This is a genomic window from Arthrobacter sp. MOO21 (genome assembly GCF_057369995.2).
This window is the reverse complement of the sequence record NZ_CM170671.2, coordinates 767,956-794,915: the sequence shown is the minus strand read 5'-3', so window position 1 is coordinate 794,915 and position 26,960 is coordinate 767,956. Positions and strand designations below refer to the sequence as shown.

26 protein-coding genes and 1 tRNA gene are annotated in these 26,960 nt (G+C 66.2%); 20 read left to right on the top strand and 7 right to left on the bottom strand.

The window, feature by feature from the left end:
• The first annotated feature begins 30 nt into the window (after positions 1 to 30).
• Positions 31 to 1,698 (top strand): ABC-F family ATP-binding cassette domain-containing protein, encoded by a 1,668-nt coding sequence (locus tag AC2JAJ_RS03590; RefSeq protein WP_473693842.1) that lies wholly within the window; start codon positions 31 to 33, stop codon positions 1,696 to 1,698.
• Complete coding sequence (locus AC2JAJ_RS03585) at positions 1,695 to 3,608, top strand: ABC transporter ATP-binding protein (RefSeq protein WP_486414234.1); 1,914 nt, start codon at positions 1,695 to 1,697, stop codon at positions 3,606 to 3,608. Before AC2JAJ_RS03590 ends, AC2JAJ_RS03585 begins: the two co-directional genes overlap by 4 nt.
• On the opposite strand, the gene AC2JAJ_RS03580 is transcribed toward AC2JAJ_RS03585, so the two are convergent.
• The 3 genes from AC2JAJ_RS03580 to AC2JAJ_RS03570 form a co-directional block, all read right to left on the bottom strand.
• On the bottom strand, positions 3,605 to 4,096 hold the full coding sequence (locus tag AC2JAJ_RS03580) for an NUDIX hydrolase (protein ID WP_486414235.1): 492 nt from the start codon (positions 4,094 to 4,096) through the stop codon (positions 3,605 to 3,607). The genes AC2JAJ_RS03585 and AC2JAJ_RS03580 overlap by 4 nt on opposite strands.
• Positions 4,093 to 4,587 carry a DUF6314 family protein gene (locus AC2JAJ_RS03575; protein ID WP_486414236.1) on the bottom strand — a complete coding sequence of 165 codons (495 nt, stop codon included), beginning with the start codon at positions 4,585 to 4,587 and terminating at the stop codon, positions 4,093 to 4,095. Before AC2JAJ_RS03575 ends, AC2JAJ_RS03580 begins: the two co-directional genes overlap by 4 nt.
• Before the next feature lies 1 nt (position 4,588).
• A tRNA-Arg gene (locus AC2JAJ_RS03570) sits at positions 4,589 to 4,661 on the bottom strand.
• A gap of 82 nt (positions 4,662 to 4,743) precedes the next feature.
• Here AC2JAJ_RS03570 and AC2JAJ_RS03565 point away from each other — a divergent pair.
• Positions 4,744 to 5,517, top strand: coding sequence for a DUF998 domain-containing protein (locus AC2JAJ_RS03565; RefSeq protein ID WP_486414237.1), 774 nt, complete (start codon positions 4,744 to 4,746; stop codon positions 5,515 to 5,517).
• Between the two features lie 42 nt (positions 5,518 to 5,559).
• Here the strand turns inward: AC2JAJ_RS03565 and AC2JAJ_RS03560 are convergent, their stop codons facing one another.
• The gene (locus AC2JAJ_RS03560; protein ID WP_221387120.1) at positions 5,560 to 6,189 is read right to left on the bottom strand and encodes a hypothetical protein; all 630 of its coding nucleotides are present in this window, start codon (positions 6,187 to 6,189) and stop codon (positions 5,560 to 5,562) included.
• Positions 6,190 to 6,221: 32 nt separating this feature from the next.
• Here AC2JAJ_RS03560 and AC2JAJ_RS03555 point away from each other — a divergent pair, with 32 nt between their 5' ends.
• Entirely contained in the window at positions 6,222 to 7,052 is an 831-nt protein-coding gene (locus AC2JAJ_RS03555) for an inositol monophosphatase family protein (RefSeq protein WP_486414238.1), read from the top strand.
• Positions 7,053 to 7,467: 415 nt separating this feature from the next.
• Entirely contained in the window at positions 7,468 to 9,960 is a 2,493-nt protein-coding gene (gene pcrA, locus AC2JAJ_RS03550; protein ID WP_486414239.1) for a DNA helicase PcrA, read from the top strand.
• A 63-nt stretch (positions 9,961 to 10,023) separates the two neighbouring features.
• Here the strand turns inward: pcrA and AC2JAJ_RS03545 are convergent, their stop codons facing one another.
• On the bottom strand, positions 10,024 to 10,602 hold the full coding sequence (locus tag AC2JAJ_RS03545) for a TetR/AcrR family transcriptional regulator (RefSeq protein ID WP_473693824.1): 579 nt from the start codon (positions 10,600 to 10,602) through the stop codon (positions 10,024 to 10,026).
• Positions 10,603 to 10,731: 129 nt separating this feature from the next.
• On the opposite strand from AC2JAJ_RS03545, the gene AC2JAJ_RS03540 reads away from it, so the two are divergent.
• The 15 genes from AC2JAJ_RS03540 (at position 10,732) to AC2JAJ_RS03470 (ending at position 25,994) form a co-directional block, all read left to right on the top strand.
• Positions 10,732 to 11,409 carry an NADPH-dependent F420 reductase gene (locus AC2JAJ_RS03540; RefSeq protein ID WP_486414240.1) on the top strand — a complete coding sequence of 226 codons (678 nt, stop codon included), beginning with the start codon at positions 10,732 to 10,734 and terminating at the stop codon, positions 11,407 to 11,409.
• A 27-nt stretch (positions 11,410 to 11,436) separates the two neighbouring features.
• Positions 11,437 to 12,144, top strand: a complete 708-nt coding sequence (locus tag AC2JAJ_RS03535; RefSeq protein ID WP_486414241.1) for a hypothetical protein — start codon at positions 11,437 to 11,439, stop codon at positions 12,142 to 12,144.
• A 224-nt stretch (positions 12,145 to 12,368) separates the two neighbouring features.
• Complete coding sequence (gene sucC, locus AC2JAJ_RS03530) at positions 12,369 to 13,538, top strand: ADP-forming succinate--CoA ligase subunit beta (RefSeq protein WP_486414242.1); 1,170 nt, start codon at positions 12,369 to 12,371, stop codon at positions 13,536 to 13,538.
• Between the two features lie 11 nt (positions 13,539 to 13,549).
• The gene (sucD, locus tag AC2JAJ_RS03525; protein WP_486414243.1) at positions 13,550 to 14,452 is read left to right on the top strand and encodes a succinate--CoA ligase subunit alpha; all 903 of its coding nucleotides are present in this window, start codon (positions 13,550 to 13,552) and stop codon (positions 14,450 to 14,452) included.
• Positions 14,453 to 14,653: 201 nt separating this feature from the next.
• On the top strand, positions 14,654 to 15,385 hold the full coding sequence (locus AC2JAJ_RS03520) for a FadR/GntR family transcriptional regulator (RefSeq protein WP_486414244.1): 732 nt from the start codon (positions 14,654 to 14,656) through the stop codon (positions 15,383 to 15,385).
• Between the two features lie 229 nt (positions 15,386 to 15,614).
• Entirely contained in the window at positions 15,615 to 16,964 is a 1,350-nt protein-coding gene (locus AC2JAJ_RS03515; protein ID WP_221387112.1) for an MFS transporter, read from the top strand.
• A 9-nt stretch (positions 16,965 to 16,973) separates the two neighbouring features.
• Entirely contained in the window at positions 16,974 to 17,750 is a 777-nt protein-coding gene (locus AC2JAJ_RS03510) for an SDR family NAD(P)-dependent oxidoreductase (RefSeq protein WP_486414245.1), read from the top strand.
• Between the two features lie 108 nt (positions 17,751 to 17,858).
• Positions 17,859 to 18,548 carry a GntR family transcriptional regulator gene (locus AC2JAJ_RS03505; RefSeq protein ID WP_221387110.1) on the top strand — a complete coding sequence of 230 codons (690 nt, stop codon included), beginning with the start codon at positions 17,859 to 17,861 and terminating at the stop codon, positions 18,546 to 18,548.
• A gap of 139 nt (positions 18,549 to 18,687) precedes the next feature.
• Positions 18,688 to 19,686 (top strand): sugar phosphate isomerase/epimerase family protein, encoded by a 999-nt coding sequence (locus AC2JAJ_RS03500; RefSeq protein ID WP_486414246.1) that lies wholly within the window; start codon positions 18,688 to 18,690, stop codon positions 19,684 to 19,686.
• A gap of 42 nt (positions 19,687 to 19,728) precedes the next feature.
• On the top strand, positions 19,729 to 21,450 hold the full coding sequence (gene dhaL / locus AC2JAJ_RS03495) for a dihydroxyacetone kinase subunit DhaL (RefSeq protein WP_486414247.1): 1,722 nt from the start codon (positions 19,729 to 19,731) through the stop codon (positions 21,448 to 21,450).
• Positions 21,451 to 21,460: 10 nt separating this feature from the next.
• Positions 21,461 to 21,955, top strand: a complete 495-nt coding sequence (locus AC2JAJ_RS03490; RefSeq protein WP_473693810.1) for a ribose-5-phosphate isomerase — start codon at positions 21,461 to 21,463, stop codon at positions 21,953 to 21,955.
• Positions 21,952 to 22,905, top strand: coding sequence for a 3-hydroxyacyl-CoA dehydrogenase NAD-binding domain-containing protein (locus AC2JAJ_RS03485; protein ID WP_501053361.1), 954 nt, complete (start codon positions 21,952 to 21,954; stop codon positions 22,903 to 22,905). The genes AC2JAJ_RS03490 and AC2JAJ_RS03485 overlap by 4 nt, the downstream gene beginning before the upstream one ends.
• Before the next feature lie 38 nt (positions 22,906 to 22,943).
• A complete protein-coding gene (locus AC2JAJ_RS03480) occupies positions 22,944 to 23,711 on the top strand; it encodes an SDR family NAD(P)-dependent oxidoreductase (protein WP_221387105.1) in 768 nt (255 codons plus the stop codon).
• A 91-nt stretch (positions 23,712 to 23,802) separates the two neighbouring features.
• Entirely contained in the window at positions 23,803 to 25,149 is a 1,347-nt protein-coding gene (locus tag AC2JAJ_RS03475; protein ID WP_486414249.1) for an MFS transporter, read from the top strand.
• 26 nt (positions 25,150 to 25,175) lie between these two features.
• Complete coding sequence (locus AC2JAJ_RS03470) at positions 25,176 to 25,994, top strand: triose-phosphate isomerase family protein (protein ID WP_486414250.1); 819 nt, start codon at positions 25,176 to 25,178, stop codon at positions 25,992 to 25,994.
• Here AC2JAJ_RS03470 and AC2JAJ_RS03465 read toward each other — a convergent pair.
• Together AC2JAJ_RS03465 and AC2JAJ_RS03460 are read right to left on the bottom strand one after the other, a co-directional pair.
• On the bottom strand, positions 25,952 to 26,434 hold the full coding sequence (locus tag AC2JAJ_RS03465; protein WP_454482217.1) for an SRPBCC family protein: 483 nt from the start codon (positions 26,432 to 26,434) through the stop codon (positions 25,952 to 25,954). The two genes, AC2JAJ_RS03470 and AC2JAJ_RS03465, sit on opposite strands and share 43 nt — an antisense overlap.
• Positions 26,431 to 26,790 (bottom strand): ArsR/SmtB family transcription factor, encoded by a 360-nt coding sequence (locus AC2JAJ_RS03460; RefSeq protein WP_486416748.1) that lies wholly within the window; start codon positions 26,788 to 26,790, stop codon positions 26,431 to 26,433. The genes AC2JAJ_RS03465 and AC2JAJ_RS03460 overlap by 4 nt, the downstream gene beginning before the upstream one ends.
• Between the last annotated feature and the right edge of the window lie 170 nt (positions 26,791 to 26,960).

Genomic DNA, 26,960 nt, shown 5'->3' with positions numbered 1-26,960 from the left:
GCCTGGGCGGTTCGCGAAAGGACCACATCGATGACTGCGACCCTTGTTGCCAAGGACGTTGCCGGCGGCCACGGCCACCGGGTACTTTTTTCCGCGCTTTCGTTGACTGTCGCCCCGGGTGACGTCGTGGGCGTCGTCGGCGCCAACGGCGCCGGGAAATCCACCCTGCTGCGGCTGCTGGCAGGCGTGGACCAGCCGCAGGAGGGCACTGTCAGCCTGGCACCTGCCGACGCCTTCGTCGGGTGGCTGCCGCAGGAGCATGACCGCATTCCCGGCGAAACGGTGGCCGGCTACATCGCCCGCCGGACCGGTTGTACAGAAGCCACCGCCGAGATGGAAGCCACCGCCGAGGCCCTGGGCGCCGGCGCGCCCGGCGCCGACGACGCCTACTCCCGCGCCTTCGACCGCTGGATGGCCTCCGGCGCCGCGGACCTTGAGGACCGGATGCCAGCCGTGTTGGCCGACCTGGGGCTGGAGGCAGGCCCGGACGCCCTGATGACCGGTCTTTCCGGCGGCCAGGCGGCACGGGTGGCGCTGGCCGCCTTGCTGCTGAGCCGCTTCGACGTGGTGCTGCTGGACGAGCCCACCAACGACCTTGACCTGGCAGGCCTGGCCACCCTGGAAGCCTTCGTCAAGGGGCTGCGCGGCGGTGTGGTGCTGGTCAGCCACGATCGCGAATTCCTGGCGCGCTGCGTGACCCGGGTGGTCGAGTTGGACCTGGCCCAGAACAGCGTGGCCGTTTACGACGGTGGCTACGATGCCTTCCTTGAAGAACGGGCCGTGGCGCGGCGGCACGCGCGCGAGAGGTACGAGGAGTTCGCCGCCACCAAGGCGGACCTGGTGTCGCGGGCGCGGACCCAGCGGGAGTGGAGTTCGCAGGGCGTTCGGAACGCGATGAAGAAGAATCCAGACAACGACAAGATCCGCCGCGCCGCCAGCACGGAGTCGTCCGAGAAACAGGCGCAGAAGGTCCGGCAGATGGAATCGCGCATCGCCAGGCTCGATGTGGTGGAGGAGCCCCGGAAGGAATGGCAGCTGCAGTTCTCCATCGGCGCAGCTCCCCGCTCCAGCGCCGTCGTCGCGACCCTGCGCAACGCCGTGGCACGCCAAGGCGACTTCACGCTGGGTCCGGTCAACCTCCAGCTCAATGGCGGCGAACGCATCGGCATCACCGGGCCCAACGGCGCCGGCAAGTCGACACTCCTGCGCCTGCTGCTGGGAACGCAGGAACCGGACGACGGCGACGCCTCCATGGGTGCCTCAGTCGCCGTCGGCGAGATTGACCAGGCCCGTGGCCTGCTGGACGGCGGCCGAAACCTGGGTGACGCCGTCGAGGCCGTACTGGCGGACTGGAACAGCGCCGACGTCCGTACGCTCCTTGCCAAGTTCGGCCTGAAGGCCGACCATACGTCGCGGACCGTCGACTCACTCTCACCCGGCGAGCGGACCCGCGCAGCCCTTGCCCTACTGCAGGCACGCGGCGTGAACCTGCTGGTGCTGGACGAACCCACCAACCACCTCGACCTGCCCGCGATCGAACAGCTCGAAGAGGCGCTGGAAAGCTACGAGGGCGCCCTGCTGCTGGTCACCCACGACCGCCGGCTGCTGGAAAACGTACGACTCGACTCCCGGTGGCACCTGGAAAACGGAAAAGTCCAGGAGCTCCACCGCATCCCAAGCCAGGAGAAACAACCATGAGCATGGACCGCGTGGCCTGGAATTCCCTGCGCAACATCAGCACCGCCCAGAGTGGCTCCAGGCCGATCTCCAGGGAAACGCTGCGGCGCGTGCTGGGTTTCGCCGCGCCGCACAAGGGTAAGCTCATTGCCTTCGTGCTCGCCTCGGTGGCGGGTGCCTTCCTGGCGGTCGCCACCCCGGTGCTCGCCGGGCAGGTGGTTGACGCCATCATCGCCAATGCCGGGGTGGACACCGTCATCCGGCTGGCGGTGCTGATCGCACTCGTGGCCGTTGGCGAAGCCGGCGTGGGGCTGCTGACCCGCTGGCTGTCGGCCACCATCGGCGAAGGCGTCATCGTGGACCTCCGCACCCGGGTGTTCGACCACGTCCAGCGCATGCCCATCGCTTTCTTCACCCGCACCCGCACAGGCGCCCTGGTCAGCAGGCTCAACAATGACGTCATCGGGGCGCAGTCCGCGTTCGCCGGCACGCTCTCCGGCGTGGTGAGCAACGTGGTGGCGCTGGCCCTGACGCTGGCCGTGATGCTCAATACCTCCTGGCTGGTAACCGTGCTGGCCATGGTGCTGCTGCCGATCTTCCTCATCCCGGCCCGCCGCATGGGCTCGAAGCTGGCGGACCTGCGCCGTGAAGCCGCGGCACACAACGCGGCCATGGGCACACAGATGACGGAGCGGTTCTCGGCGCCGGGGGCGACGCTGGTGAAGCTCTTCGGCCGGCCGGACGACGAATCCCGCGAGTTCGCCCTCCGCGCCGGGCGGGTCCGCGACATCGGCATCCGCACGGCCATGCTGCAGTTCACCTTCGTGACGGCCCTGACGCTGGTCTCCGCGCTGGCGCTGGCCCTGGTCTACGGCCTGGGTGGCTGGATGGCAATTACCGGCCAGCTGGCAGCCGGGGACGTGGTTGTCCTGGCGCTCCTGCTCACCCGGCTCTACGCCCCGCTGACGTCGCTGTCCAGCGCCCGCGTGGAGGTCATGAGTGCCCTGGTCAGCTTTGAACGCGTCTTTGAAATCCTTGACCTGCAGCCCCTGATCCAGCAGAAGCCTGACGCGGTGCCCATTCCCGCCGGCCCGGTGTCGGTCGAGTTCGACAACGTCCGCTTCGGCTACCCGGCCGCTGACAAGGTGTCGCTGGCCTCATTGGAGGAGGTCGCCACGCTGGACACCCGCGGTGGCGAGGAGGTGCTGCATGGCATCAGCTTCCGGGTGGAACCTGGCCAGACCGTGGCGCTGGTCGGCTCGTCGGGCGCCGGAAAGTCCACCATCGCGCAGCTGCTGGCCAGGCTGTACGACGTCGACTCCGGGGCCGTGCGGCTCGGCGGCTCCAGGCCGGGGGCGGGCGTCGACGTCCGGGATACCACGTTCGACTCCCTGCGCGACACACTGGGAATGGTCACCCAGGACGGGCACCTCTTCCACGAAACCATCGCCTCCAACCTGCGCCTGGCCCGTCCGGACGCCACTGACGAGGACATGTGGGACGTCCTGCGGCAGGCGCGGTTGGAAGACATGATCCGGTCCCTGCCGGATGGGCTGGAGACGGTGGTGGGGGAGCGCGGCTACCGGCTCTCCGGCGGTGAACGGCAACGGCTCACCATCGCCCGCCTGCTCATCGCCCAGCCCCGCGTCGTCATCCTGGACGAGGCCACCGCGGCACTGGACTCCACGAACGAAGCCGCTGTGCAGGCAGCCCTCGGGGCGGCGCTTGAGGGGCGGACCGCCGTGGTGATTGCCCACCGCCTGTCCACCGTCCGTGCCGCCGACGCCATCCTGGTGGTGGAGGGCGGCCGGGTCGTCGAGCGCGGAACGCACACAGAGCTCCTGGCCGCCGACGGCCGCTACGCTGAGCTGTACCGGACGCAGTTCGCCGAGGCGACTGCCGTGGCGCAGGAAGCAGTACCCGAGTACTAGTCGGTGTGCTCCAGCCGGCGAGGTTCGGGTTGGCCGGGTCCGGGTCGGCCGGCTTCGGGTTGGCCGGGTTCCGGGGGTGTGCCTGCGAGCACGGGCAGGACATGGTCCGTCAGCAGCGGTGCCAGGTCCTGCGGGAGGGAAGCGCCACCGGCTAGCAGGTCAAGGTCCAGCCAGCGGATCTCTGCGATTTCGGCAGCGGGCCTGGCCTCCCAGGTGCCCGGGGCCAGGAAAACCGTCGCCTCGATATCGGTGGCGGCCTCATTGGCAGCGTCGGCGATCCAGACGCCCATCAGGGCAAGGTCCAGGGGATCGATAACGATCCCCACCTCTTCAGCGAGCTCGCGGGCCGCTGCCTGGACGGCACTTTCGCCCGGTTCCGGCTTGCCGCCGGGGTGCATGAACATGGCGGTTCCGCGCTTCCTGACGGTCAGGAGCCGCCCGGCGTCGTCGAAGACGCAGACGGCGGACACCACGATGCGGTCCTTCACGCGTCCTCCCTCCGGACCAGCCGCGACACCAGCAGCAGGTCCTTGCGCGGCCCGGCCACGTCCCAGCTGTAGCTGAACGCGTCCGGCCCCTCCCACGTGTACAGCACGCGGTAGGTGTCCGGGTCGCACCAATGCGAATCAAGGTTGGCGTCCGGGGCGAAGCTCATCCGGTGGAAGGGCCGGCCGTCAGGAAAGAACACGTCCAGCGCCTCCGGCTGGCCCGAAGGCTTCAGAACATACCTCCGCGAGGCGGGGCCGGTGAAAGCAGGCCAGCGCATGGTGCCTTCCTCGGAAAGGACCAGGCCGCCGTCGTCCGTTGGCGTAAAAAGTACGACGCCGGAGAAGGTTCCGCGGCTGCCATCCGAGCGGTCCAGCAGGTCACGCTCCACCTGCCAGCAGCCCGGCCGTTCGGGCGCACGAGTGTCCGGGGCGCTGCCGAGGAGGTAGGCGCGGAGGTCTCGGAGTTCGGGCTCCGGGGAACGACGGTTCAAGTGCCCTCGATTGGAATCGAACCAACGACACCGGCTTTAGGAGAGCCGTGCTCTATCCACTGAGCTACGAGGGCGCGCGTCCTGGGGCCGGCGGGACCGGTCCGTCCGAACACGGTTACAAGCATACAAGGTGCGGGGGCGTACTACGCTCAACCCATGAGTCCAGCCCCGACTGCCGCTCCGTCCGCTGTCTACATCCCGGACACTGCGTCCACACGGCATTACATCGGTGCGTGGTCCACCCTGAGCGTGCTGCAATACTTTGCTGCCGAAGCGGCGGTGGCGATTGCGTGGGCGGGTCCCCGGCCCTACGACCTCCGGACCGGCTACATCAGCGACCTTGGCGCCATCCATTGCGGTGTCTATTCCGGCCGGGAGGTGTGTTCGCCGCTGAACTGGCTGATGAATGTGTCGTTCGTGGTGCAGGGGCTCGGCATGCTGCTGGGAGCGGTGCTCCTGACCTCGGGGCTGCTGTGCGTGGCGGCGCGCCCTGGTGCCCGCGTGGACCGGGGGCGCCGGAAGCCCTGGCTGGCAGCCTTGTGGGTGCGGCTGCTGACGGGCGCCGCAGGTATCGGGACCGTGATCGTGGGGTTCGTTCCCGAGGATGTGGGCTCCCCATGGCACTACACGGGCGCCGTCTTGTACTTCGTCGCGGGCGCCGCTGCCCTGCTGGTGCTGGGACTGCTGTGGCTGCGCAAAACCGGAATGGCATGGCTCATCCTGGCGTGCGGCGCCGTGTCGGCGGCCGCGCTCGCCACCGGCGGCCTGACCCGTATGGCCGTGCCGGAGCCGGGAGCGCTGGAACGGCTGATGGCATATCCGGTGACCGTGGGGATGGCTGCCGCCGGGCTGGTGGTGGCCAGCCGGGTACACCGGCACCGGAAGGCACGGCGAGCTCTGGCCCTTGCCGCCCGGGTGGACGCGCCCTAGCGGCCGGGGCGGCCTGGCCGGTATGGCTTGGTTGGGGCCGCCTTAGTTTTCGTCCGGGGCTTTCCGCTTGCGGAGGAGCACCGCCGCAGCGCCCGCCAACAGGCTCAGGACGAACAGCACCCAGCCGGCAACGGTGAGGCCGGACGCCAAGGCAACCTGCCCGGCGTCGGGACCATTTGAGGCCAGCATGGCGTCGATGGCTACGTTGCCCCAGAGTCGGACCACCACGAACAGCAGCGGCAGCGCCCACAGGCCCCAGCGCAGCGCCTTCCGGGCCACGTTCGTGCCGATGAGGAGAAGCCACGTAAACCCGAAAATCAGCGGGAACAGCGTGCCTGCGGTCTTGTGGACGTAGTTAAGCTGGCCCAAGGCATCGGCGTTCATCGCCGCCTGCAGCTGCCCGATGTAGCCCGTATCGAAACCACCGACCAGGGAATCCGGCATGGCCCGGCCCTCGGTGAGCTGCGTGAGCTGGTCCAGGGTGAGCAGGTGCAGGTACCAGAAGAGGAACAGGCTGGCCACCACGCCCGCAATCACGATCAGGTTGCTGTTTCCTTGCGCCTTCTCAGGCGTGCGCGCCGTCGTCGGATTCACCACCGGCGGCAGGTGATGCTGCGGGACAACCGCGTTGGCGCCGTGCTTCTTGATCCGCTGGGCAGGGGTTTTGGCCATGGCACCATTATCCCGCCCCCTACACTGAAGCCATGACCATTGGCCGGCACAGCGCTGCTGAACTTGACCCTGCATTGGACGACTACCAGCTCGCAGCAGGGCTCGTGAAGGAAGCCGGGCAGCTGGCGCTCCTCATGCGCATGGGCGGCCTGCAGTCCGAGCAGAAGACCTCAGTCTCCGACGTGGTGACCGCGGCGGACCATGCGGCCGAGGCCTACGTGCTTGCACAGCTGAGACGCTGCCGCCCGGACGACGGCATCCTGGGCGAAGAGGGCACTTCCATTACGGGCACCAGCGGTCGCACGTGGGTCATCGACCCCGTGGACGGCACCTATAACTTCCTGCATGGCTCCACCTATTGGTGTTCGGCCATCGCCCTCAAGGACTCAAACGATGTCCTGCTGGGCGCCATCTTCCAGCCGGAAGAGGACAAGCTGTGGCTCGGCGGCCGGGACAGGCCGGCAACGCTCAACGGCGAAGCGCTGACGGTCTTCACCGACGACGGCGGCAAGCGGAACGCCACCGCCGTTGCTGAGCTCGGCGCTGCCACCTACATCCACCCCACCTGGCTGATGGACCCCATGTGCGCCATGCCCTGGCATGCGGCTGCCACTTCCGCTGCCTCCCTGCGCATGCTGGGTTCGGGCTCCTGCGATTTGGGCCGCGTGGCGGACGGGCAGCTGGGCTGCTGGTTCCAGCACAGCTGCCCGGAGTGGGACTGGCTGCCAGGCAAGGCCATCGTCGCGGCAGCCGGCGGCTCGGTGGACACCGTCACGGTCAACGGTCTGGAGTGGTTCATGGCGGGAGGCGCGACGGCGGTACGCCAGCTGCGTTCAGCCCTCCAGTCTGCGTCGGTGGCGTAAGCATCACCACAACACCGGTTGCTGGATGAGAGTCCGTTTGGACGTAGATCTCCTGCCGCCAGTGCCACTGCCACTGCCACTGCCACTGCCAGTGCCAGTGCCAGTGCCCCTGCAGGCGTCCGCAATGCTCCCCTCGGCGCGGTCGCGCCGCAGGCGGATCGCCGGAGGTGGAGGGGAACGAAGCAGCGCCAGGACATCAGCAAGGGTGGGAAAGGCAGGAACAACCGCAACAGCGGCCATCACCGCCGTCCCGTTCGCTTGAGTCGTGCCCACTGCTTCCACAACCAAAGTCTTCCAGCAGGGTGTGACACCGGTACCTAGCCGAAATCCCTATGTGGACAACGACTGGGGATTCGACCGGCAATCCACAGGCGGGAAGAGCCTGTCGGTCCCACCGCCTAGACTTGTAGGCACCATGGATATGTTGTTTGACCCGTACTCTGACGGACCCTTCAAGGCCGCGCCTGCAGCCGGCGCCCGCATCAAGTCGCCCGCGGAAGGCGCAGTTGCGGCACCGGGAAGCGGCGGCAGCGTCCACGCAGACCGGGCACCGGAAGGGCAACACCGAAGCCACCGCCTGGACCCCGCTCAACTGGTGGAGGGACTGAACCCGCAGCAGGAGGAAGCGGTCAAGCACGCCGGGTCCGCGCTGTTGATCGTCGCTGGCGCCGGATCCGGCAAGACCCGCGTGCTCAGTAACCGGATCGCGTATCTGATCGCCACCGGCCGCGCCCACCACGGGGAAATCCTGGCCATCACCTTTACCAACAAGGCGGCCGCCGAGATGCGGGAACGCATCGAGGCCCTGGTGGGTGCCCGCGCCAAGATCATGTGGATTTCCACGTTCCACTCGTCCTGCGTCCGGATCCTGCGGCAGGAAGCTGCCAACGTCGGACTCAAATCCAACTTCTCCATCTACGATTCCGCCGATTCCCTCCGGCTGGTTACGCAGGTGGCCAAAACACTGGATTTGGACCCCAAGAAATTTGCGTCCAAGGCCATCCAGCACAAGATCTCGGCCTTGAAGAACGAACTCATCGACGCCGACTCCTATGCCTCCGCGGCCAACTACAACGATCCCTTCGAACATGCGGTTGCGGACGTCTACAAGGGCTACACCCAGCGGCTCCGCCAGGCCAACGCCATGGACTTCGACGACCTCATCGCCGAAACCGTCTACATGTTCCGCGCGTTCCCGGCGCTTGCCGAGTCCTACCGCCGGCGGTTCCGCCACGTATTGGTGGACGAATACCAGGACACCAACCACGCCCAGTACGCGCTGGTTCGCGAGATCGTGGGGGAGGGACCCGGGGCATCGGAACTGACCGTAGTGGGCGATTCCGACCAGTCCATCTACGCCTTCCGGGGTGCTGACATCCGCAACATCGTGGAGTTCGAGAAGGACTATCCGGAGGCCCGCACCATCAAGCTGGAGCAGAACTACCGCTCCACGCAAAACATCCTCACCGCCGCCAACTCGGTTATTTCCCGGAACCCGAACCGCCCGGAAAAGCGGCTGTGGACTGCCGAAGGCGAAGGCCACAAGATCATCGGCTATGTGGGCGAGAACGAGCACGACGAAGCTCAGTTCATCGCCAAGGAAATAGACCGCCTCCAGGACGAGGAAAACCTGCGTCCCGGCGACGTCGCCATCTTCTACCGGACCAACGCCCAGTCCCGCTCCATCGAGGACGTGCTGGTCCGCGTGGGCCTGCCCTACAAGGTGGTGGGGGGCACCCGCTTCTACGAGCGCAAGGAAATCAAGGACGCCCTCGCCTACCTGCGCGTCCTGGTCAACCCTGACGACGACGTCAACCTGCGCCGCGTGCTGAACGAACCAAAGCGCGGCATCGGGGACCGCGCCGAGGGTGCGGTGGCAGCCCTGGCTGAGCGTGAACGCACGTCCTTCATCGCTGCGGCGCGGCGTGCGGACCAAGCGCCCGGCATGGCCACCCGTTCCGTCAACGCCGTCCTGGGCTTCGTGAAGCTCCTCGATGACCTGGCGGAAGTGGCCGCCGGCTCAGGCGCGGCCGCAGCCCTGGAAGCCGTCCTGGAACAGACCGGCTACCTCGCCGCGCTGCGCTCCAGCACCGATCCCCAGGATGAGTCCCGGGTGGAGAACCTGGCCGAACTCGTGGCCGTCGTGCGTGAATACGAGCAGGAGAACCCGGAAGGCAGCCTTGCAGCGTTCCTGGAACAGGTGTCGCTTGTGGCGGATGCAGACCAGATCCCGGACGCACCCGGCGCGGACATCGACTCCGCGGTTGCCGAGGCCAAGCGGCTGGGCGTGGTGACCCTCATGACTCTGCACACGGCAAAGGGGCTCGAATTCCCCGTGGTGTTCCTGACAGGCATGGAGCACGGTCTCTTCCCGCACCAGCGTTCCGCCACCGACCCCAAGGAACTGGCCGAGGAACGCCGACTGGCCTACGTGGGCCTCACTCGTGCACGGAAGCGGCTGTACGTGACACGGTCCGAGGTGCGCAGCATGTGGGGCCAAAGCCAGTACAACCCTGCCAGCCAGTTCCTGGAAGAAATCCCCGCCGAGCTCCTGGAATGGAAGCGCGAAGGAACAAGCCGGCAGTCGTGGGGTGGCGGCGGCTCGATCGGCTCAGGCCGCTACAGCGGATCGTTCTGGGGCGCAGGTACGGCCCGGGGCCCCGCGGCAGATTCTTCCGCCGGCTTCAACGCCGACGTCCCGGCGTTCATCGCCAAGAACCGGGTGCAGCCGCAGAAGGAGATCATCGCCGTCAGCGTGGGGGACAAGGTAAACCACACAAGCTTTGGCAACGGAACGGTCCTGGCTCTTGAAGGGGCGGGTGACAAGACCGTGGCCAAGGTGAAGTTCGACGTTGGAGAAAAGCGACTACTGCTGCGCTACGCGCCGCTGACAAAGCTCGACGCCTAGCCCACGTCCGTGCTGGTGCTGTCCCCGTGGGGTGCCTTCAGCATGCATGGCTAAGCGCCAGGGCTACGCACTCGGGCAGGCTTCGGCGATGATGCGCCTGGCCAGGTCGGCGGCGCGTTTTCCGTACGTTCCGCCGTCAAGGACGGCTGCGGTGGCGTAGGCCCCGTTGAGGACGATGAGGAGTTCTTCGGAGAGCCGGTCGGGGTCGGCAGCCCCGGCATCTGCTGCCAGGGTGTAGAACCAGTCGCGGACCTGCTGTTTGTGGGTTACGGCTGCCAGGTGGGCAGGGTGCTGCCCTTCGGGAAACTCCGTGCTGGTGTTCAGCATGGGGCATCCCCGGTAGGTGCTGCCGGCGCAGTCCGTTGCGAGCACTTCGAAGACGGCGATGAGCTTCTCCCGCGGGTCCCCATGCTCGGCGGCGGCCTCGCGCATGCGTTCGAACCAGGCGTCTGCCCGGCCCTCCACGTAGGCGGTGGCGAGAGCGTCCTTGGTGGGGAACTGGCGGTAGACGGTGGCGTTGCCAACCCCGCATTCCTTGATCACGCTGTCCATCCCCACGGCCCTGATACCGCGGGTATAGAACAGGCGCGTGGCCACTGCGAGAACATTGCGGCGGTTCTCCTCGCCCGTCCTGCGCGCCATCAAGCCACTCCTTCTGGATCTTCCGGGATGTCTCTCCAAGTTTGACAGACGGAACGATCCGTCACAAACTTGAGAACGATCCGTCACATTGGGCCGTGCGCCCTGAACCTGAACCACTGGGAGAACACCATGAAGACAGCAGTACTTGGAACGGGCATGGTTGGCCGGACCCTCGCCGCACGCCTCACCGAACTTGGTCACACCGTGACCATCGGCACCCGCGATCCCGAGGCAACACTGGCCCGGACAGGCGCCGACGCCATGGGTACCGCGCCCTTCGCCACCTGGGCGGCGGAAAACCCCGGCATCAACGTCGCCGGCTTCGCCCACGCCGCCGTGGGGGCCCAACTCATTGTCAACGCCACCAACGGCGGCGTATCCCTCGAGGTGCTGGCCCAGGCCGGGGAGGAAAATCTCGACGGCAAGATCATCCTGGACATCGCCAACCCGCTCGACTTCAGCAACGGCATGCCCCCAACCCTGTTCGTCAAAGACACCGACTCCCTGGGTGAGCAGATCCAGCGCGCCTTCCCCGGAGCCCGCGTGGTGAAGTCCCTCAACACCATGAACGCCGACCTGATGGCCCGCCCGGGACAGCTGTCCGATCCCGGCACGGTCTTCGTTTCCGGCAACGACGCCGAGGCCAAGGCCATCGTCAGCAGCCTGTTGAAGGACTTTGGCCACCAGGACGTCATCGACCTCGGCGACATCACCACCGCCCGTGGAACCGAAATGCTCCTGCCCGTATGGCTCCGCCTCTGGGGCGCACTCGGAACCCCCGCGTTCAATTTCAAGATCGTCCGCTGACGCAGGAGGCTGCGGGCGCCGGGCATAATGGAGGCCATGCGACGGACTGTTTGGGGGATGCTCGCCGCCCTTCTTTTGGTGGCAACGGCGTGCAGCGTGACCACCAAGGACCCTTCCTATGTTCCGCCGCCCCCGCTGCCTCCCCTCGAACAGCTGGAGAAGGCTCCCCTGGCCGACCCGAAGGACTTCTCAGCAGGGGGAGGTGACGTGCTTTCCTTCATCACGGAGGACCACAGCGTTGCCTGCTCGCTCACGTCCGCGCGCGGAGAACACCTGAACCTCCCGTATGAGCAGAACCGCTACAGCGACGCCGCCAACAACAAACTCCCCATCGTCCCGGTCGCCCACTGCGAACTCGGCAGGTACCCCGCGCCCCGGCCCGCCGACGTCAAGGACGACTGCGCCGGAACCAACCTTGGCTACCTTGGCGGCGTCGCCCTCCTGGCTCCGGACAATGCCCGTTACGGTGAGTGCCGCTCCGGCGTCACATCCATGGAGGCGGCGTTCGGACCCAAGGGGAGCAAGTCCGGGCCGCTGGCCGAACTGCACGTCCTGGCCGACGGGCAAAACATCGAACGCAACGGGCTGCGCTGCTCCGCCTACAATGGCGGCGTGGCATGCGGAAACGTCTCCTCCGGCGTCGGATTCTTCGTTTCCACCGAACGTTACGAGCTGGTCCCCGGGCCCGGCATGGACCCCTCCAAGACGCCCTCGGAAGCCCCAAAAACCCCGTAAATCCGCGGTTTTTCTACGCCTCATAGAATAGTGTCGTTACTCACATAAGAGGTAGTCTGGGACGGCCCGGTCCCTCCAAAGGACTAGAGTTCCCCATGGAGCATTACGCCGCGTGGCTCGTTTCCAGACAGGCCGCCGGTGCGTGCAATCCGCAGCGCGGTCATCGTCTTTTCGATGGTGTCCGACTGTACCGAAACTACTTCGACGTAGAAGGACACTAAACCGTGGACCTGTTTGAATACCAGGCGCGCGATATGTTCGAGGCGCACGGTGTACCCGTGCTTGCCGGCATCGTGGCGTACACCCCAGAAGAAGCAAAGGCAGCTGCCGAGAAGATCGGCGGCGTTACCGTTGTCAAGGCACAGGTCAAGGTAGGCGGCCGCGGCAAGGCCGGCGGCGTCAAAGTCGCAAAGTCCGCCGACGAGGCGCTTGAGCACGCCACCAACATCCTGGGCATGGACATCAAGGGCCACACCGTCAACAAGGTGATGATCGCCCAGGGTGCGGACATCGCCGAGGAATACTACTTCTCCGTCCTGCTGGACCGGGCCAACCGCAACTACCTGGCTATGTGCTCGGTTGAGGGCGGCATGGAAATCGAACAGCTCGCCGTCGAACGCCCCGAAGCGCTGGCCAAGATCGCCATCGACCCCGCCGTGGGCATCGACCAGGCCAAGGCCGACGAAATCGTCGCCGCCGCGGGCTTCGCCGAGGAACTGCGTGGCAAGGTCGCCGGCGTCATCCTCAAGCTCTGGGACGTCTTCAAGAAGGAAGACGCCACCCTCGTGGAGGTCAACCCCCTCGTTAAGACCGGTGCCGGTGACATCGTCGCCCTCGACGGCAAGGTCTCCCTGGACGAGAACGCCGACTTCCGCCACCCCAAGCACGCGCTGCTTGAGGACAAGGACGCTGCCGACCCCCTTGAGGCCAAGGCAAAGGCGCAGGACCTCAACTACGTCAAGCTCGACGGCGAAGTTGGCATCATCGGCAACGGCGCCGGCCTGGTTATGTCCACCCTCGACGTCGTTGCGTACGCCGGCGAAAACCACGGCAACGTCAAGCCCGCCAACTTCCTCGACATCGGCGGTGGAGCCTCCGCCGAGGTCATGGCCGCCGGCCTGGACGTCATCCTGGGCGACGAGCAGGTCAAGTCCGTGTTCGTCAACGTCTTCGGTGGCATCACCGCTTGTGACGCCGTCGCCAAGGGCATCGTCGGTGCGCTGGCCGAGCTCGGCCACTCCGCAAACAAGCCGCTGGTCGTCCGCCTCGACGGCAACAACGTCGAGGAAGGCCGCCGCATCCTCACCGAGGCCAACCACCCGCTGGTTACCCTGGCCGCCACCATGGACGAGGGCGCCGACAAGGCCGCCGAGCTCGCCAACGCAGCTAAGTAAAGGGACGCACCATGTCTATCTACCTCAACAAGGACTCCAAGGTCATCGTCCAGGGCATCACCGGCGGCGAAGGCACCAAGCACACCGCCCTGATGCTCAAGGCCGGCACCAACATCGTGGGTGGGGTTAACGCCCGCAAGGCCGGCACCACCGTCCTGCACGGCGACAACGAAATCAACGTCTACGGCACCGTCAAGGAAGCCATGGCCGAAACCGGCGCCGACGTCTCCATCGTCTTCGTACCGCCGGCATTCACCAAGAACGCCGTCGTCGAAGCCATCGAGGCCGGCATCGGCCTGGTCGTCGTCATCACCGAAGGCGTTCCCGTCCAGGACTCCGCCGAATTCTGGGCCCTCGCCCAGTCCAAGGTGGACGCCGACGGCAACCAGGTCACCCGCATCATCGGACCGAACTGCCCCGGCATCATCACCCCCGGCGAAGCCCTGGTGGGCATCACGCCCGCCAACATCACCGGCAAGGGCCCCATCGGACTGGTTTCCAAGTCCGGCACCCTGACCTACCAGATGATGTACGAACTGCGCGACCTGGGATTCTCCACCGCCATCGGCATCGGCGGCGACCCGATCATCGGCACCACCCACATCGATGCCCTGGCCGCATTCGAGGCTGATCCCGAGACCAAGGCGATCGTCATGATCGGCGAAATCGGTGGCGACGCCGAAGAGCGTGCCGCCGACTTCATCAAGGCCAACGTGACGAAGCCGGTCGTCGGCTACGTTGCCGGGTTCACCGCCCCTGAAGGCAAGACCATGGGCCACGCAGGTGCCATCGTCTCCGGCTCGGCCGGTACTGCCCAGGCCAAGAAGGAAGCCCTCGAGGCCGCCGGCGTCAAGGTCGGCAAGACGCCGTCCGAAACCGCCAAGCTGCTTCGCGAGGTCTACGCAGCGCTCTAGCAGAACTGCGCGACGCTCCAGCACAAACGCGTAACGCGGGGCCGCTTCCGGCCGGTCCGTCCAACGGACCCCGGGGCGGCCCCGCGTTACGCGTTTAATCACCGTCTCGCGGCGCTGCACGTAACGCGTGCCGCCGGATGTCAGACGTCGAGTAGGGTTTAAGAGGCAAAACGGGCCATGGCGGCCAGGCAGGGGAGCAGGATGGCAGAAGCACGGCGAACGCTGGTGGACGTCGTCGTGGACAGAGTCCTCGAGCACATCCTCAGTGGAGAGATAAAGCCCGACGACGCCCTTCCGCCTGAAGCGGACATCGCCAAGGAATCCGGGGTCAGCAGGCTGACGGCACGCGAGGCCATGAATGTCCTCAAGGCGCAGAACGTCGTCTACGTCAAACGCGGCCTTGGCACTTTCGTCAATCCGCCGGAGCGGTGGACCGGCCTGGACGCCATCATGCAGGCCGCCTCCAGGGGCGTGGCATCCGAACAGGTGGCGCTGCTGCTGCTCGAGGTTCGGCGCATGGTGGAAACCGGGGCGGCCGAACTGGCTGCCGTCCGGCACAACCAGGATGACCTTGCCGCGATGGAACAAAGCCTGCACGAGATGGAAGCCGCGCACGAGGCCGGTGACGTGGACGCCCTGACTGTCGCTGACATCGCCTTCCACGACCGCATCCTGCGGGCGTCCGGCAATCCGTTCGTCCCGGCGCTGCTGGGCCAGTTGTCGACGCTGCTGTTCGCCATGCGGCGCGAGACTTCCGCATTCCCCGATGTGCAGCGGCACGCCATCCACCATCACAAGCTGGTGCTGGCCGCCGTCGCGTCCGGCGAGCCCGGGATAGCGCGCTCCGCAATGGACGCCCACATCACCCAGACCTTCGAGGACTACGAACACTACCTCGCAGAGGCAAGCCGCAGCGGCGCCACCGCGGGCTAAAAGCTCCCCGCCGGCTCTTTCCCACAATGGGTCCTGCCCACTGAACGGTAGGCAACTCACCCTCCTTCCCAGCCGTATTGACGTGCTCACAACGCTGTGACTAGAATCTCAACCAGACATCAGACATCTGATATCAAACACCCCCCCAAAAAATGCCGCCAGCCAAAGGAGTCGTTATGTGCGCGCATTCCCTGATCATGGGTCCCCACACCACAACTGGAGCTCAGCGATGAGCGCCCGCGCAGCCGCCCCGGCACTCAGCGACCTCGGGGAGGCGACCCTCCGCAAGGTCAGGCGCCGGCTCATGCCCCTGATCGTCCTCCTCTACTTCATCGCCTACCTCGACCGCAATAACGTCGGCTTCGCCAAGCTCGGGATGCAGAACGACATCGGCCTGACCGAAGCCGCCTACGGCCTCGGTGCCGGTATCTTCTTCCTGGGCTACGCCTTGCTCGAAATCCCCAGCAATGGAGGCATGTACCGCTACGGCGCCCGCAAGTGGATCGCCCGCATCCTCATCACCTGGGGCATTTTCGCGACAGCGATGTTCCTGGTCAACGGTGAAGCCACTTTCTACGTCATCCGCTTCCTGCTGGGCGCTGCGGAAGCCGGCTTCTTCCCCGCAATCCTTTTCTACCTGACCCTCTGGTTCCCGGCCGCGCAGCGCGTGACGGTGCTGGGCATCTTCATCCTTGCCCAGCCCATCTCCAACGCCCTGGGCGCACCGGTGTCCGGCATGCTCCTGAACCTGGAAGGCGTCGCGGGGCTGCACGGCTGGCAGTGGCTGTACATCATCGAAGGCATCCCCGCCATCATCCTCGGCATCATCACGCCGTTCGTGATGACCGACCGCCCCGAGCACGCCAAGTGGCTGAAGCCCGAAGAGCGCGAATGGCTCTCCACCACCATGGCCGCGGAGCTGGCCCACAAGCAGAAGTCCGGCAACCACAACTTCCTGGCCGGCCTGAAGGACCCCCGCACCATCGCCTACTCGGCGCTGTACTTCGGCCTGGTCTGCGGCATCTACGGCCTGGGGCTCTGGCTGCCCACCATCGTCAAGGCGCTCGGCAAGTTCGACTCAACTCAGGTGGGCTTCATTGTCTTCATCCCGTACGCCATCGCAGCGGTCTTCGTCTACTTCTGGAGCAAGCGGTCCGACCGTACCGGCAACCGCGTATGGCACGCCAGCGTGAGCATGGTGCTCGCCGCCGTCGGCCTCCTGGGCGCCGGGTTCCTGCTTCCGGTCAATGCCGTGCTCGCGATGGTGTTCCTGACCCTCGCAGCCATGGGCATCTACTCCGCGATCGCCCCCTTCCTGGCCATGCCCTCCGCAGCGCTGACCGGTGCTGCGGCGGCCGCGGGGCTGGCGATGGTCAACTCGCTCGGCAACCTGGGCGGCTTCGTGGCGCCCTACATCGTGGGCATCCTCAAGGACGCCACCGGCAACAGCCAGAGCGGCCTGGTCTTCCTGGCCGCCTGCCTGGCCGTAACCGCCGTCGCCACCTACCTTTACGCACGCAATCGGCCGGAAGGTGTCTCCGCCCCCGGAGCCACCGTTCCTGCCGCCGAAACCCACTAGGAAACACCAATGACTGAGCAGCACACCTTCCCTGCAGAGCGCACCGTTGTCCTCACCGGCGCGGCCTCGGCCCGGGGCATCGGCCGTGCCACCGCGGACCGCCTGGCCAGCGAGGGCTGGTCGATCGCCATCCTGGACATCAACGCTGAAGATGCCCAGGCGGCAGCCGCGGAAATCGGATCCGACAGGGCCGTCAAGGCAATCGGCGTGGGTGCCGACGTCTCGGACGAAGCGTCCGTGGACCGTGCCATCACAGAGATCGAACAGGCCCTCCCGCCGATCATTGGACTCGTGAACCTCGCCGGAATCAGTTCCCCCACCCCCTTCATGGAGACCTCCGTGGCGGAATGGGACAAGGTATTCGCCATCAACATGCGCGGTACGTTCATCGTGTCCCAGCGGGTGCTCAAGGGCATGATCCAGCGCAGGCTGGGACGGATCGTCAGCATCTCCTCCATCTCGGCCCAGCGCGGTGGCGGTACCTACTCCAAGGTGGCCTACAGCGCGTCCAAGGCAGGCATCCTCGGTTTCACCCGTGCCCTGGCCCGCGAAGTGGGGGAGCACAACATCACCGTGAACGCCATCGCACCGGGCCCGATCGACACCGACATCATGGGCGGAACGCTGTCGGACGAGCGCAAGGCGCAGATGTCCGAGGGGATCATGATGGGCAGGGTGGGGACCCGGGAGGAAGTGGCCGCGCTGATCGCATTCCTGCTCGGCGAGGACGCCGGCTACATCACTGCCGCCACCTATGACATCAACGGTGGCCTGCAGGTTTCCTGAGACCGCCGTACTGAAGGTGCCGTGCCGTCCCACGGGCGGCACGGCGCCTTCAGGCCCGCCTCCTTGGTGCCCGCATTCGCGGGCATCTTCCGGCTATAGGATTTCTACATGGCAATCAAGAACCAGGCCTCAGGCGGCGTGAGCAGGCAGGTCCTCGCCGACCACGTTTACGAAGCGCTTCTCGTTGCCCTCATGGACGGCCGGCTGGAGGCCGGCACGCCCGTCAGCATCGACGGCATGGCAAGGGAGCTGGACGTTTCCCCAACACCGGTGCGGGAAGCCCTCGCCCGGCTGGAAGCCACCGGAATGGTGCGGAGAATGGCTTTGCGCGGTTATCGCGTGGCTCCATTGTTTTCCCCTGAAGAGCTGGCAGACCTGATGGACGCCCGGCTGGTGATCGAACCCGCCAACGCCTTCATGGCCTGCAGGAACGCGGACCCGGAACTGGCCAAACAGCTGGAACAAGCCATCGAAGACCTGAAAGCCGCCCCGCGCGGTCCCAGTTTCGCCGAGTTCCGGGCTTATTGGGAAGCGGATGAACGGTTCCACCGGCTCATCGCCGAATTCGCGGACAACCAGTTCCTGCTGTCCGCCTACAACGCGCTGGGCGGCCAAGTGCAGCGTTTCCGCTTTTTCGGGGGCCTGGGCGTGACCGACGCCGACTACGCCATCGCGGAGCACACCGAGATACTGAAGGCCTTTGAGTCCGGTGACGCCGAACTCGCCCGGCAAAAAATGATCGACCACATCGAGGGCGTCAAGCAGCGCTCACAGCACGACAGCGAAGTGCGCAGCTAGCGGTCCTTCCCGGGCGTACCGGCTGCGGAGCCAGCCCCCATACCCGCCCTGCCCTGAGCAGGCACAACACACAAGCCCTTGACAGGGCACCTTAGCAGCGTAGATCCTATAGGAAATGCGATTTAGATCTGGAGTGACAATGCCGTACACCGCTGAAAACTGGCCCATCGCCGCAGCCCTGCTGCAGTTCCCGGGAACCAGGCCCGATGGAACCACCGCCCAGGACGCCCCCGCCAGCGACTGGCAGAAGGTCTTCGAAGAAGTGGCCGACGCCGGATTCACCAACGCCGACCTCACTGACAGCTGGGTGCGTCCCGGAGATCTCTCCGCCAGCCGGCTGGATGAGCTGAAGGCGGCCGCCACCGCCGCCGGCATTGGCCTGCCCTCCATCTCCGCTATCCGCCGCAGCGTGATCGAAGAAGCCAACTGGGAAGACAACCTGGCCTACACCCACCGCACGCTCGAGGCCGCAGCCCACCTGGGGTGCGAGGTTGTCTCGATCGGCCTGCACCAGGCCATCACCCCTGAGCAGCAGAAGCAGCTCTGGTTCTGGACTGTTGAAGGCCACAAGGATCCGGTGGGGGACAAGGAAACCTGGAACAAGGCGGTCACCCGCATCCGCGAGGTGGGCAAGCACGCTGCAGAACTCGGCCTCCTGGTGTCGCTGGAGATGTACGAGGACACCTACCTGGGCACGGGGGATTCCTCCGTGCAGCTCGTCCAGGACATCGACCTGCCCAACGTCGGGCTCAACCCGGATCTGGGCAACCTCATCCGCCTGCACCGTCCCATCGAGGACTGGCGCGAACTGGTGCACAAGACCCTGCCGTACTCCAACTACTGGCACGTCAAGAACTACATCCGCGATGAGGACCAGGCACGGGACCAGTACGTCGCCATGCCGGCCCCCATGGAATCGGGCCTCATCAGCTACCGCGAGGCCTTCCAGTTCGCCATCTCCGTTGGCTTCCAGGGCATTATCTGCACGGAACACTACGGTGGCGACGGCCTGAGCGTCACCGCCGCCAACCAGGACTACCTGCGCCGCCAGGTCCTGCCCAAGCGCGACGGCTACGCCCTGGGCACCAGCCTGGTGGCCCAGGGCCGGCAGACTCCGGCGGCAGTCCCGGCCCGCTAGGCCGCCAGGCATCCCAACCGACAACCGGTTCGACGAGGAATCATGACAAAGATATTTGACGATCCAGCGCAGTTCGCAGACGACGCCCTCGACGGCTTCGTCGCCGCCAACCGCCAGTACGTGGCCCGCGTTGACGGCGGTGTTGTCCGCTCCACTGAAATGCCTGCGGGCCAGGTGGCACTGGTCATCGGCGGCGGCTCCGGCCACTATCCGGCGTTCGCCGGACTGGTTGGCGCGGGCTTGGCTGCCGGAAGTGCCTGCGGCAACATGTTCGCATCCCCGGCAGCCGGACAGGTGTACCGGGTGGCAAAGGCGTCCCAGAACGGCGGCGGCGTCCTCCTCAGCTATGGCAACTACGCCGGGGACGTCCTGCATTTTGGGCAGGCGCAGGAGAAGCTGAACGCCGAGGGCATCGAAACCCGGACCGTGCTGGTCACTGATGACATCGCCAGCGCGCCGCTCGAGGAGATCGGCAAACGCCGCGGCATCGCCGGCGACCTGACGGTCTTCAAGGTGGCGGGCGCAGCAGCCGAGGCAGGCCTGGACCTGGAGGAGGTGGAGCGCCTGGCCATCAAGGCCAACCACCACACCCGCTCGCTCGGTGTGGCCTTCGCCGGCTGCACCCTTCCCGGAGCAGATGAGCCCCTGTTCACGGTGCCCGAAGGGATGATGTCCGTGGGCCTTGGCATCCACGGCGAACCGGGCATCTCCGAGCAGCCCCTGCCCAGCGCCAGCGAGCTTGCCCAGCTGCTGGTGGACGGGCTGCTGAAGGACAAGCCGGAAGCCGCAGGCCGCCGGGTGGTGCCCATCCTCAACGGCCTGGGTACCGTCAAGTACGACGAACTGTTCCTGCTGTTCGGCAGGATCGAGGCCTTGCTCACCGCAGCCGGGCTGGACATCGTTGAGCCGGAGTGCGGCGAACTGGTCACCAGCCTGGACATGTCCGGCCTGTCCCTGACCCTGTTCTGGCTTGATGAGGAGCTGGAGAAGTTCTGGGCGGCCCCGGCTGACACCCCGGCTTTCCGGAAGGGCAACCTGGCTCCCCGCCGGGCCCGTTCCGTGGAGTCCCTCGCGGAGGTTGCAACGGAGCCGGCGCTGGACGCCACCCCGGCGTCGACTGCCCTGGCCGCCACGGCACTGGACGCGCTGAAGGAAGCGCAGGCCGTCGTCGTCGAACACGAAGAGGCGCTGGGCAAGCTGGACGCCATCGCCGGGGACGGCGACCACGGCATCGGCATGCGGCGGGGCGTGGACGCCGCCGTTGCCGCCGCTGAGAAGTCCCATGCTGCAGGCGCGGGGCTCGAGGAACTCCTCGCAGCAGCGGGGGAGCAGTGGGCCGAGCGTGCGGGCGGTACCTCCGGGGCCCTCTGGGGCGCGGCCGTCACCGCCGTCGGAAGGACCCTGGGCAGCAAGGATGCCTACACGGCCGCAGATGCAGCGGCGGCCGTCAACGCCCTCCGCGACGCCATCATCACCCTGGGCAAGGCCGAAGCGGGGGACAAGACCATGGTGGACGCGCTGCTTCCGTTCGCTGACACCTTCAGCAAGGCAATTGACGACGGCGGCAGCCTGGCCGGGAGCCTGCGTGCGGCAGCGGAGGCGGCAGCAAAGGCCGCTGACGCGACTGCGGAGCTGAGCCCGAAGAAAGGCCGCGCCCGGCCGTTGGCGGAAAAGAGCCTGGGCCACCCGGACCCCGGGGCAGTGTCCTTCGGCCTCATCGCCCGCAGGGTGGCCGACTACGCCGCCTCCATCGAAAGCAACTAAGGAGAACCGCATGACCGAGAAGACCCAGTCAGGCTGGCGCATCGTCGTCGGCAACGACGAGGCCGGTGTGGAATACAAGAACGCCCTGCGCGAACTGCTGGAGGCGGACCCCCGCGTTGCGTCGGTGGAGGACGTGGGAGTCGGCGCTGACGACTCCACCGCCTACCCGCACCTGGCCGTCGCCGCCGCCCGCAAGGTGGCCGCGGGGGAAGCGGACCGCGCCCTGCTGATCTGCGGAACCGGCCTCGGCGTCGCGATCTCAGCGAACAAGGTGCCCGGTATCCGGGCGGTCACCGCGCATGACAGCTACTCCGTGGAACGCTCCGTGCTGTCCAACAACGCCCAGGTGCTGACCATGGGCCAGCGCGTCATCGGCCTGGAACTGGCCAAGAAGCTCGTGGGCGAGTGGCTGGACTACCGCTTCGATGAAAACTCCGCATCCGCGGCAAAAGTAGACGCTATCTGCTCCTATGAGGGCGCGTCGGAAGGACTTGAGGACAAATGAGCACTCGTAACATCGCCGTCGTCGGCTCAGGCTACATGGGCGGCGGGATCGCCCAGGTCCTGGCGCTCGCGGGAGCCCGCGTCGCCCTGGCCGACGTCTCCGCCGAGATCGCCCAGAGCAACTACGAGCGGCTGCTGAAGGAATCCGACGAGTTCGTCGCCGCCGGCCTGTTTCCTGCCAACGCCACGGACCTGCTGAAGGAAAACCTCTGGGCAGCCAAGGACATCGAAGAAGCAGTAGCTGACGCCGAGTACATCGAGGAAGCGGTGCCCGAGGTCCTCGAGATCAAGCACTCCACCCTGGGCCGGATCAGCGCTGCCGCCCGCCCGGACGCCATCATCGGCTCCAACACCTCCACCATCTCCATCGCCAAACTGGCCGAGGTCGTCGAAAACCCGGAGCGCTTCCTGGGCGTCCACTTCTCCAACCCGGCACCGTTCATCCCCGGCGTGGAAGTCATCCCGCACGAGGGAACGTCCGAGGCAACCGTTCAGGCCGCCCGCACCATCGTGGGGGAGACGGGCAAGGAAACCGCCACCGTCAAGGACGTCACCGGCTTCGTGCTGAACCGGCTCCAGTACGCCCTCTTCCACGAAGCCGCCCAAGTGGTGGAGGAAGGCATCGCCAGCGCCGAGGACGTGGACACTCTGGTCCGCACCACCTTCGGCTTCCGGCTGCCGTTCTTCGGCCCGTTCGCCATTGCCGACATGGCAGGCCTCGACGTCTACGCCTTCTGCTACAAGTCGCTGCAGACCGGTTTCCCGGAACGGTTCGCCACCCCGAAGATCCTGCAGGAAAAGGTCGACGCCGGCCAGCTTGGCACCAAGACCGGCTCCGGATTCCTCGACGTCCCCGCCGACCGCACCGCAGCCCTGGTTGCCTACCGGAACAAGGCGTACGTCGCCATGCAGAAGCTCATCGAGGAACTGGGCCCGGCGCCCCTGGCGTAAACCCAGGCCGTCAACCCCCATACCCGAAGGAAGACCTTATGACTTCATTTCCCGCAGACCGCACCGTGATCGTCACCGGGGCCGTCTCCGAGCGCGGCATCGGCCGGGCCACCGCGGAGTACCTTGCCGAGCGCGGCTGGAACATCGGCGTGATCGACCTCGACGACGCCGCCAGCAAGAGCCTGGCCAAGGAGCTTGCCGAAAGGCACGGCGTCAAGGCCCACGGGGCCGGAGCCAACATCGGCGATGAGGCCTCGGTGCGGGCAGCCATCGACGAGATCGAGGCGGAACTGCCCCAGCTGGTGGCCCTGGCGAACATTGCCGGCGTCAGCTCACCGGTGCCCTACCTTGAACTCGACGGTGCCGAATGGGACCGGGTGGTGAACATCAACATGAACGGTGTGCACTACGCCACCCGCCGGGCCGCCGAGTCCATGGCCAGGAACCGGCTGGGCCGGATCGTCAACATCTCCTCCGTCTCGGCCCAGCGTGGCGGCGGAACCTTCAGCAAGACCCCGTATTCCGTAGCAAAGGCCGGAGTTATCGGCCTGACCCGGGCCACCGCCCGCGAGCTGGGCGAGTACGACATCACCGTCAACGCCATCTCGCCCGGTCCCATCGACACGGACATCATGGGCGGCACCCTCAGCGAGGAACGCAAGGATGAACTCGTGAAGGATCTGGTGGTGAACCGGGTGGGCACCACCCGCGACGTTGCCGCGGCGATCTCCTTCCTGATTGGCGAGGATGCCGGCTACATCTCGGGCCAGACGCTGAACGTCGACGGCGGCCTGTACATGCACTGACGGCACGGGTTTCCCATAACCCATGCCACAACACCCCGCGGGCCGTCGGCCCGCGGGACACCACCAACGTCACCACTCGAAGGAGAGTGCTGTGTCTGAAACCACCGCAACATCCAAGGAACTTCTGGCCCGTCCGGTCCTGAAGTCCGCGATTTTCAAGGCGGCCCGCCGGCTGATGCCGATGCTGGTCATCCTGTACGTCGTTTCGTTCCTGGACCGCACCAACGTCGGCTTCGCCGAGGCGGCCCTGGGAGCGGACAAGGGGGTGTCCGCTGCGGCCTTCGCCCTGGGTGCGGGCATCTTCTTCATCGGCTATGCCATCTTTGAGATCCCCAGCAACCTGCTGCTCAAAAAGGTCGGTGCCAAGATCTGGCTCGCACGCATCGCGATCACCTGGGGCATCGTCTCGGCCTGCTTCGCCTTCGTCCAGGGCGAGACCTCCTTCGTGATCCTGCGCTTCCTCCTCGGCGTGACCGAAGCAGGGCTGTTCCCCGGGGTGATCATGTACCTCGCCGAATGGTTCCCCAACAAGGTCCGCGTCCAGATGTTCGCCATCTTCTACCTGGCCCAGCCGTTCTCGCAGATGATCGGCAACCCGCTCTCCGGCTGGTTGATCAACATCGGCGACCAGGTTCCCGGCCTGCGCGGCTGGCAGGTCATGTTCTTCGTCGAAGGCATGCTCGCCGTCGTAGCTGGCATCGCCGCCTTCTTCTTCCTGATCAATGGCCCGGACAAGGCAAAGTTCCTCAACCGCGAGGAGAAGTACGCGCTGAAGGAAGTCATGGCCCTTGAGGACAACGTCAAGGACGAGCACGGCCCCCGCGGCATCCTCGCTGCCATGCGGAACGGCCGCGTCTGGTACTTCACCGCCATCTACTTCTGCCTGCAGATTGCCGTGTACGGTGTGACCTTCTTCCTGCCGCAGCAGGTCGCGTCCCTGACCGGGCAGAAGGTGGGGCTCGCCGTCGGCCTGCTGATCGCCGTGCCGTGGTTCTTCGGCATCTTCGCCTGCTACTTCATCGGCCGGGCTGCCAACACGGTTGCCAAGCGGCGCAAGTTCGGCACCTTCCTCTTCATCTCCACCGGCCTGTGCATCTTCGGTTCCGCTTGGGCGGGCACCAACCATCAGCCGGTCATCGGCATGGTGTTCATCACCCTGGCAGTCTGCAGCTTCCTGGCCGTGGGCCCGGTGGTGTGGTCCTATCCGACGGCGTTCCTCGCCGGATCCGCCGCGGCGGCGGGCATCGGGCTGATCAACTCGCTGGGCAACCTGGGCGGCTTCGTCGCCCCGATCCTGCGCACCGCGGTCAACGAGGCCACGCAGTCACCCACCGGATCCATGGGCGTCTACGCGCTGGGTGTCCTTCCGTTCGTGGCGGCAGCGATGATGTTCGCCACGAGGCGGTTCAAGAACAAGGCCGACGAACTGCTCGACTGAGCATTCCGCAACAAGCAAGGAAACCCATGAGCGCCTCCGGCAGCAGCGAACGCAACGGCACCGTATATGTCGGTGTCAGCACCAAGATGTACCTGGGGTACCAGGCAAGCCTTCGCTGGCTGTCGGAGGTCCGCTCTGTGGTTGACCACAGGCCCGGACTGGCCATGGATGCCGCCAAGGATTCTCCGGTCCGGGTCTTCGTCATCCCATCCTTCCCCGTCCTCGAACCGGCCGCACGCATCCTGGCCGGCTCACCCGTCCTGCTCGGTGCGCAGAACTGCGCCTGGGGTGACGGGCCGCTGACCGGGGAAGTCAGCCCCGGCATGCTGTCCGAACTGGGCGTGTCGTTCGTGGAAATCGGCCACGCCGAGCGACGCAAACTCTTTGGCGAGGACGACGACATCGTGGCCCGCAAGGTGCGTGCCGCCGTCGACCAGTCCCTCACCCCGCTGCTCTGCATCGGCGAGCCTGAAAGGCTCGACGCCGGTGCTGCCGCCGACTTTTGCCTCGAGCAGGTCAGGGCAGCCACGGCCGGTGACGCCGCCCGCCTCAGAAGCCTGGTCCTCGCCTATGAACCCGTCTGGGCCATCGGTGCGGAGGAGCCCGCCCCGGCGCAGCACGTCAATGAGGTCCTCACCCTGATCCGCGCCTCCCTGGACGCCGCATGCCCCCTTATCTACGGCGGCAGCGCCGGACCCGGGCTGCTTCCGCAACTGCCGGCCGCGGACGGCCTCTTCCTGGGCCGCTTCGCCCACGACGCCGCGAACCTGGGCCGGGTCATCGACGAAGCCTTTCGCCGGCGTCAGGCCGACGCGCCTGCCAGCAGCTCGTCCAGCCGCTCATAGCCTTCGGACATTCCGCCCTCCATGCCTGAGTGCAGCATGCCGTCCCGTGCCTCCATGCTCTGGTACATGGCATGGCCCCTCAGCCGGCAACGCCCGCCGTCGAGCTCCTCGAAGGTCATGGACTCCAGGCTGACCGAGTCCGGATAGCCGCCGAACTCAAACGTCTGCAAAGCGAAGTCATTGTCGCGCACGGTGTGGAAGACGCCACGGAACTCATAAGGGATTCCCTCCGGGCCCGTGTGGATGTACCGGTAGCTCCCGCCGGTGCGGAAATCGTAGTGGTCCATTTCCATCTTCATTCCCCGCGGGCCCAGCCATTGGCTGACGAGCGCGGGGTCCTTGTGCGCCCGGAATACGTCGGCGACCGGAAAATCGAACTCCCGCTCGAAGTCGATGTAGGGGAGTCCCTCCGGCGCAGTGATCTTCAGTGGATTGCTCATCGCATGTCCTTTGCCTTTGGCGCCGCTTGCCCGGCGCTGGATTCAAGCACGGCATCGAGGCTGCGGAACTGCTCCTCGCGGACCAACCGGTACTGGTCGATCCAAGCGGTGAGCGCCTCCAGCCGTGCGGGATTCAGGTGTACGGGCCGGCGCTGCGCGTCCCTGGTGCGGGTGACCAGCTCTGCCTGCTCGAGTACCTGGATGTGCTTCGAGACCGCTTGCTTGGAAATCTCGAAGGGTTCCGCCAATTCATTAACCGTCGCCGGGCCCCGGCTGAGCCGGGCGATGATGCTCCGCCGCACCGGATCGGCCAGGGCCATGAAGGCCGAGTCCAAACCCGCGCTCTCCGAGCTCATTGCTGCCCTTTCTTGATCAATGGATTCGTTGATCAGTTGAGTCATTGATCAACCATTTGGTTGTTTGAGGATAATCCCCAGGATCCGGTCTTTCAAGGCTTTTCGGGTCTTGTCTGCGGTTAAAGATCTTTGTTAGTATGTCAGTACAAACTTTTTGAACAGGAGATGGA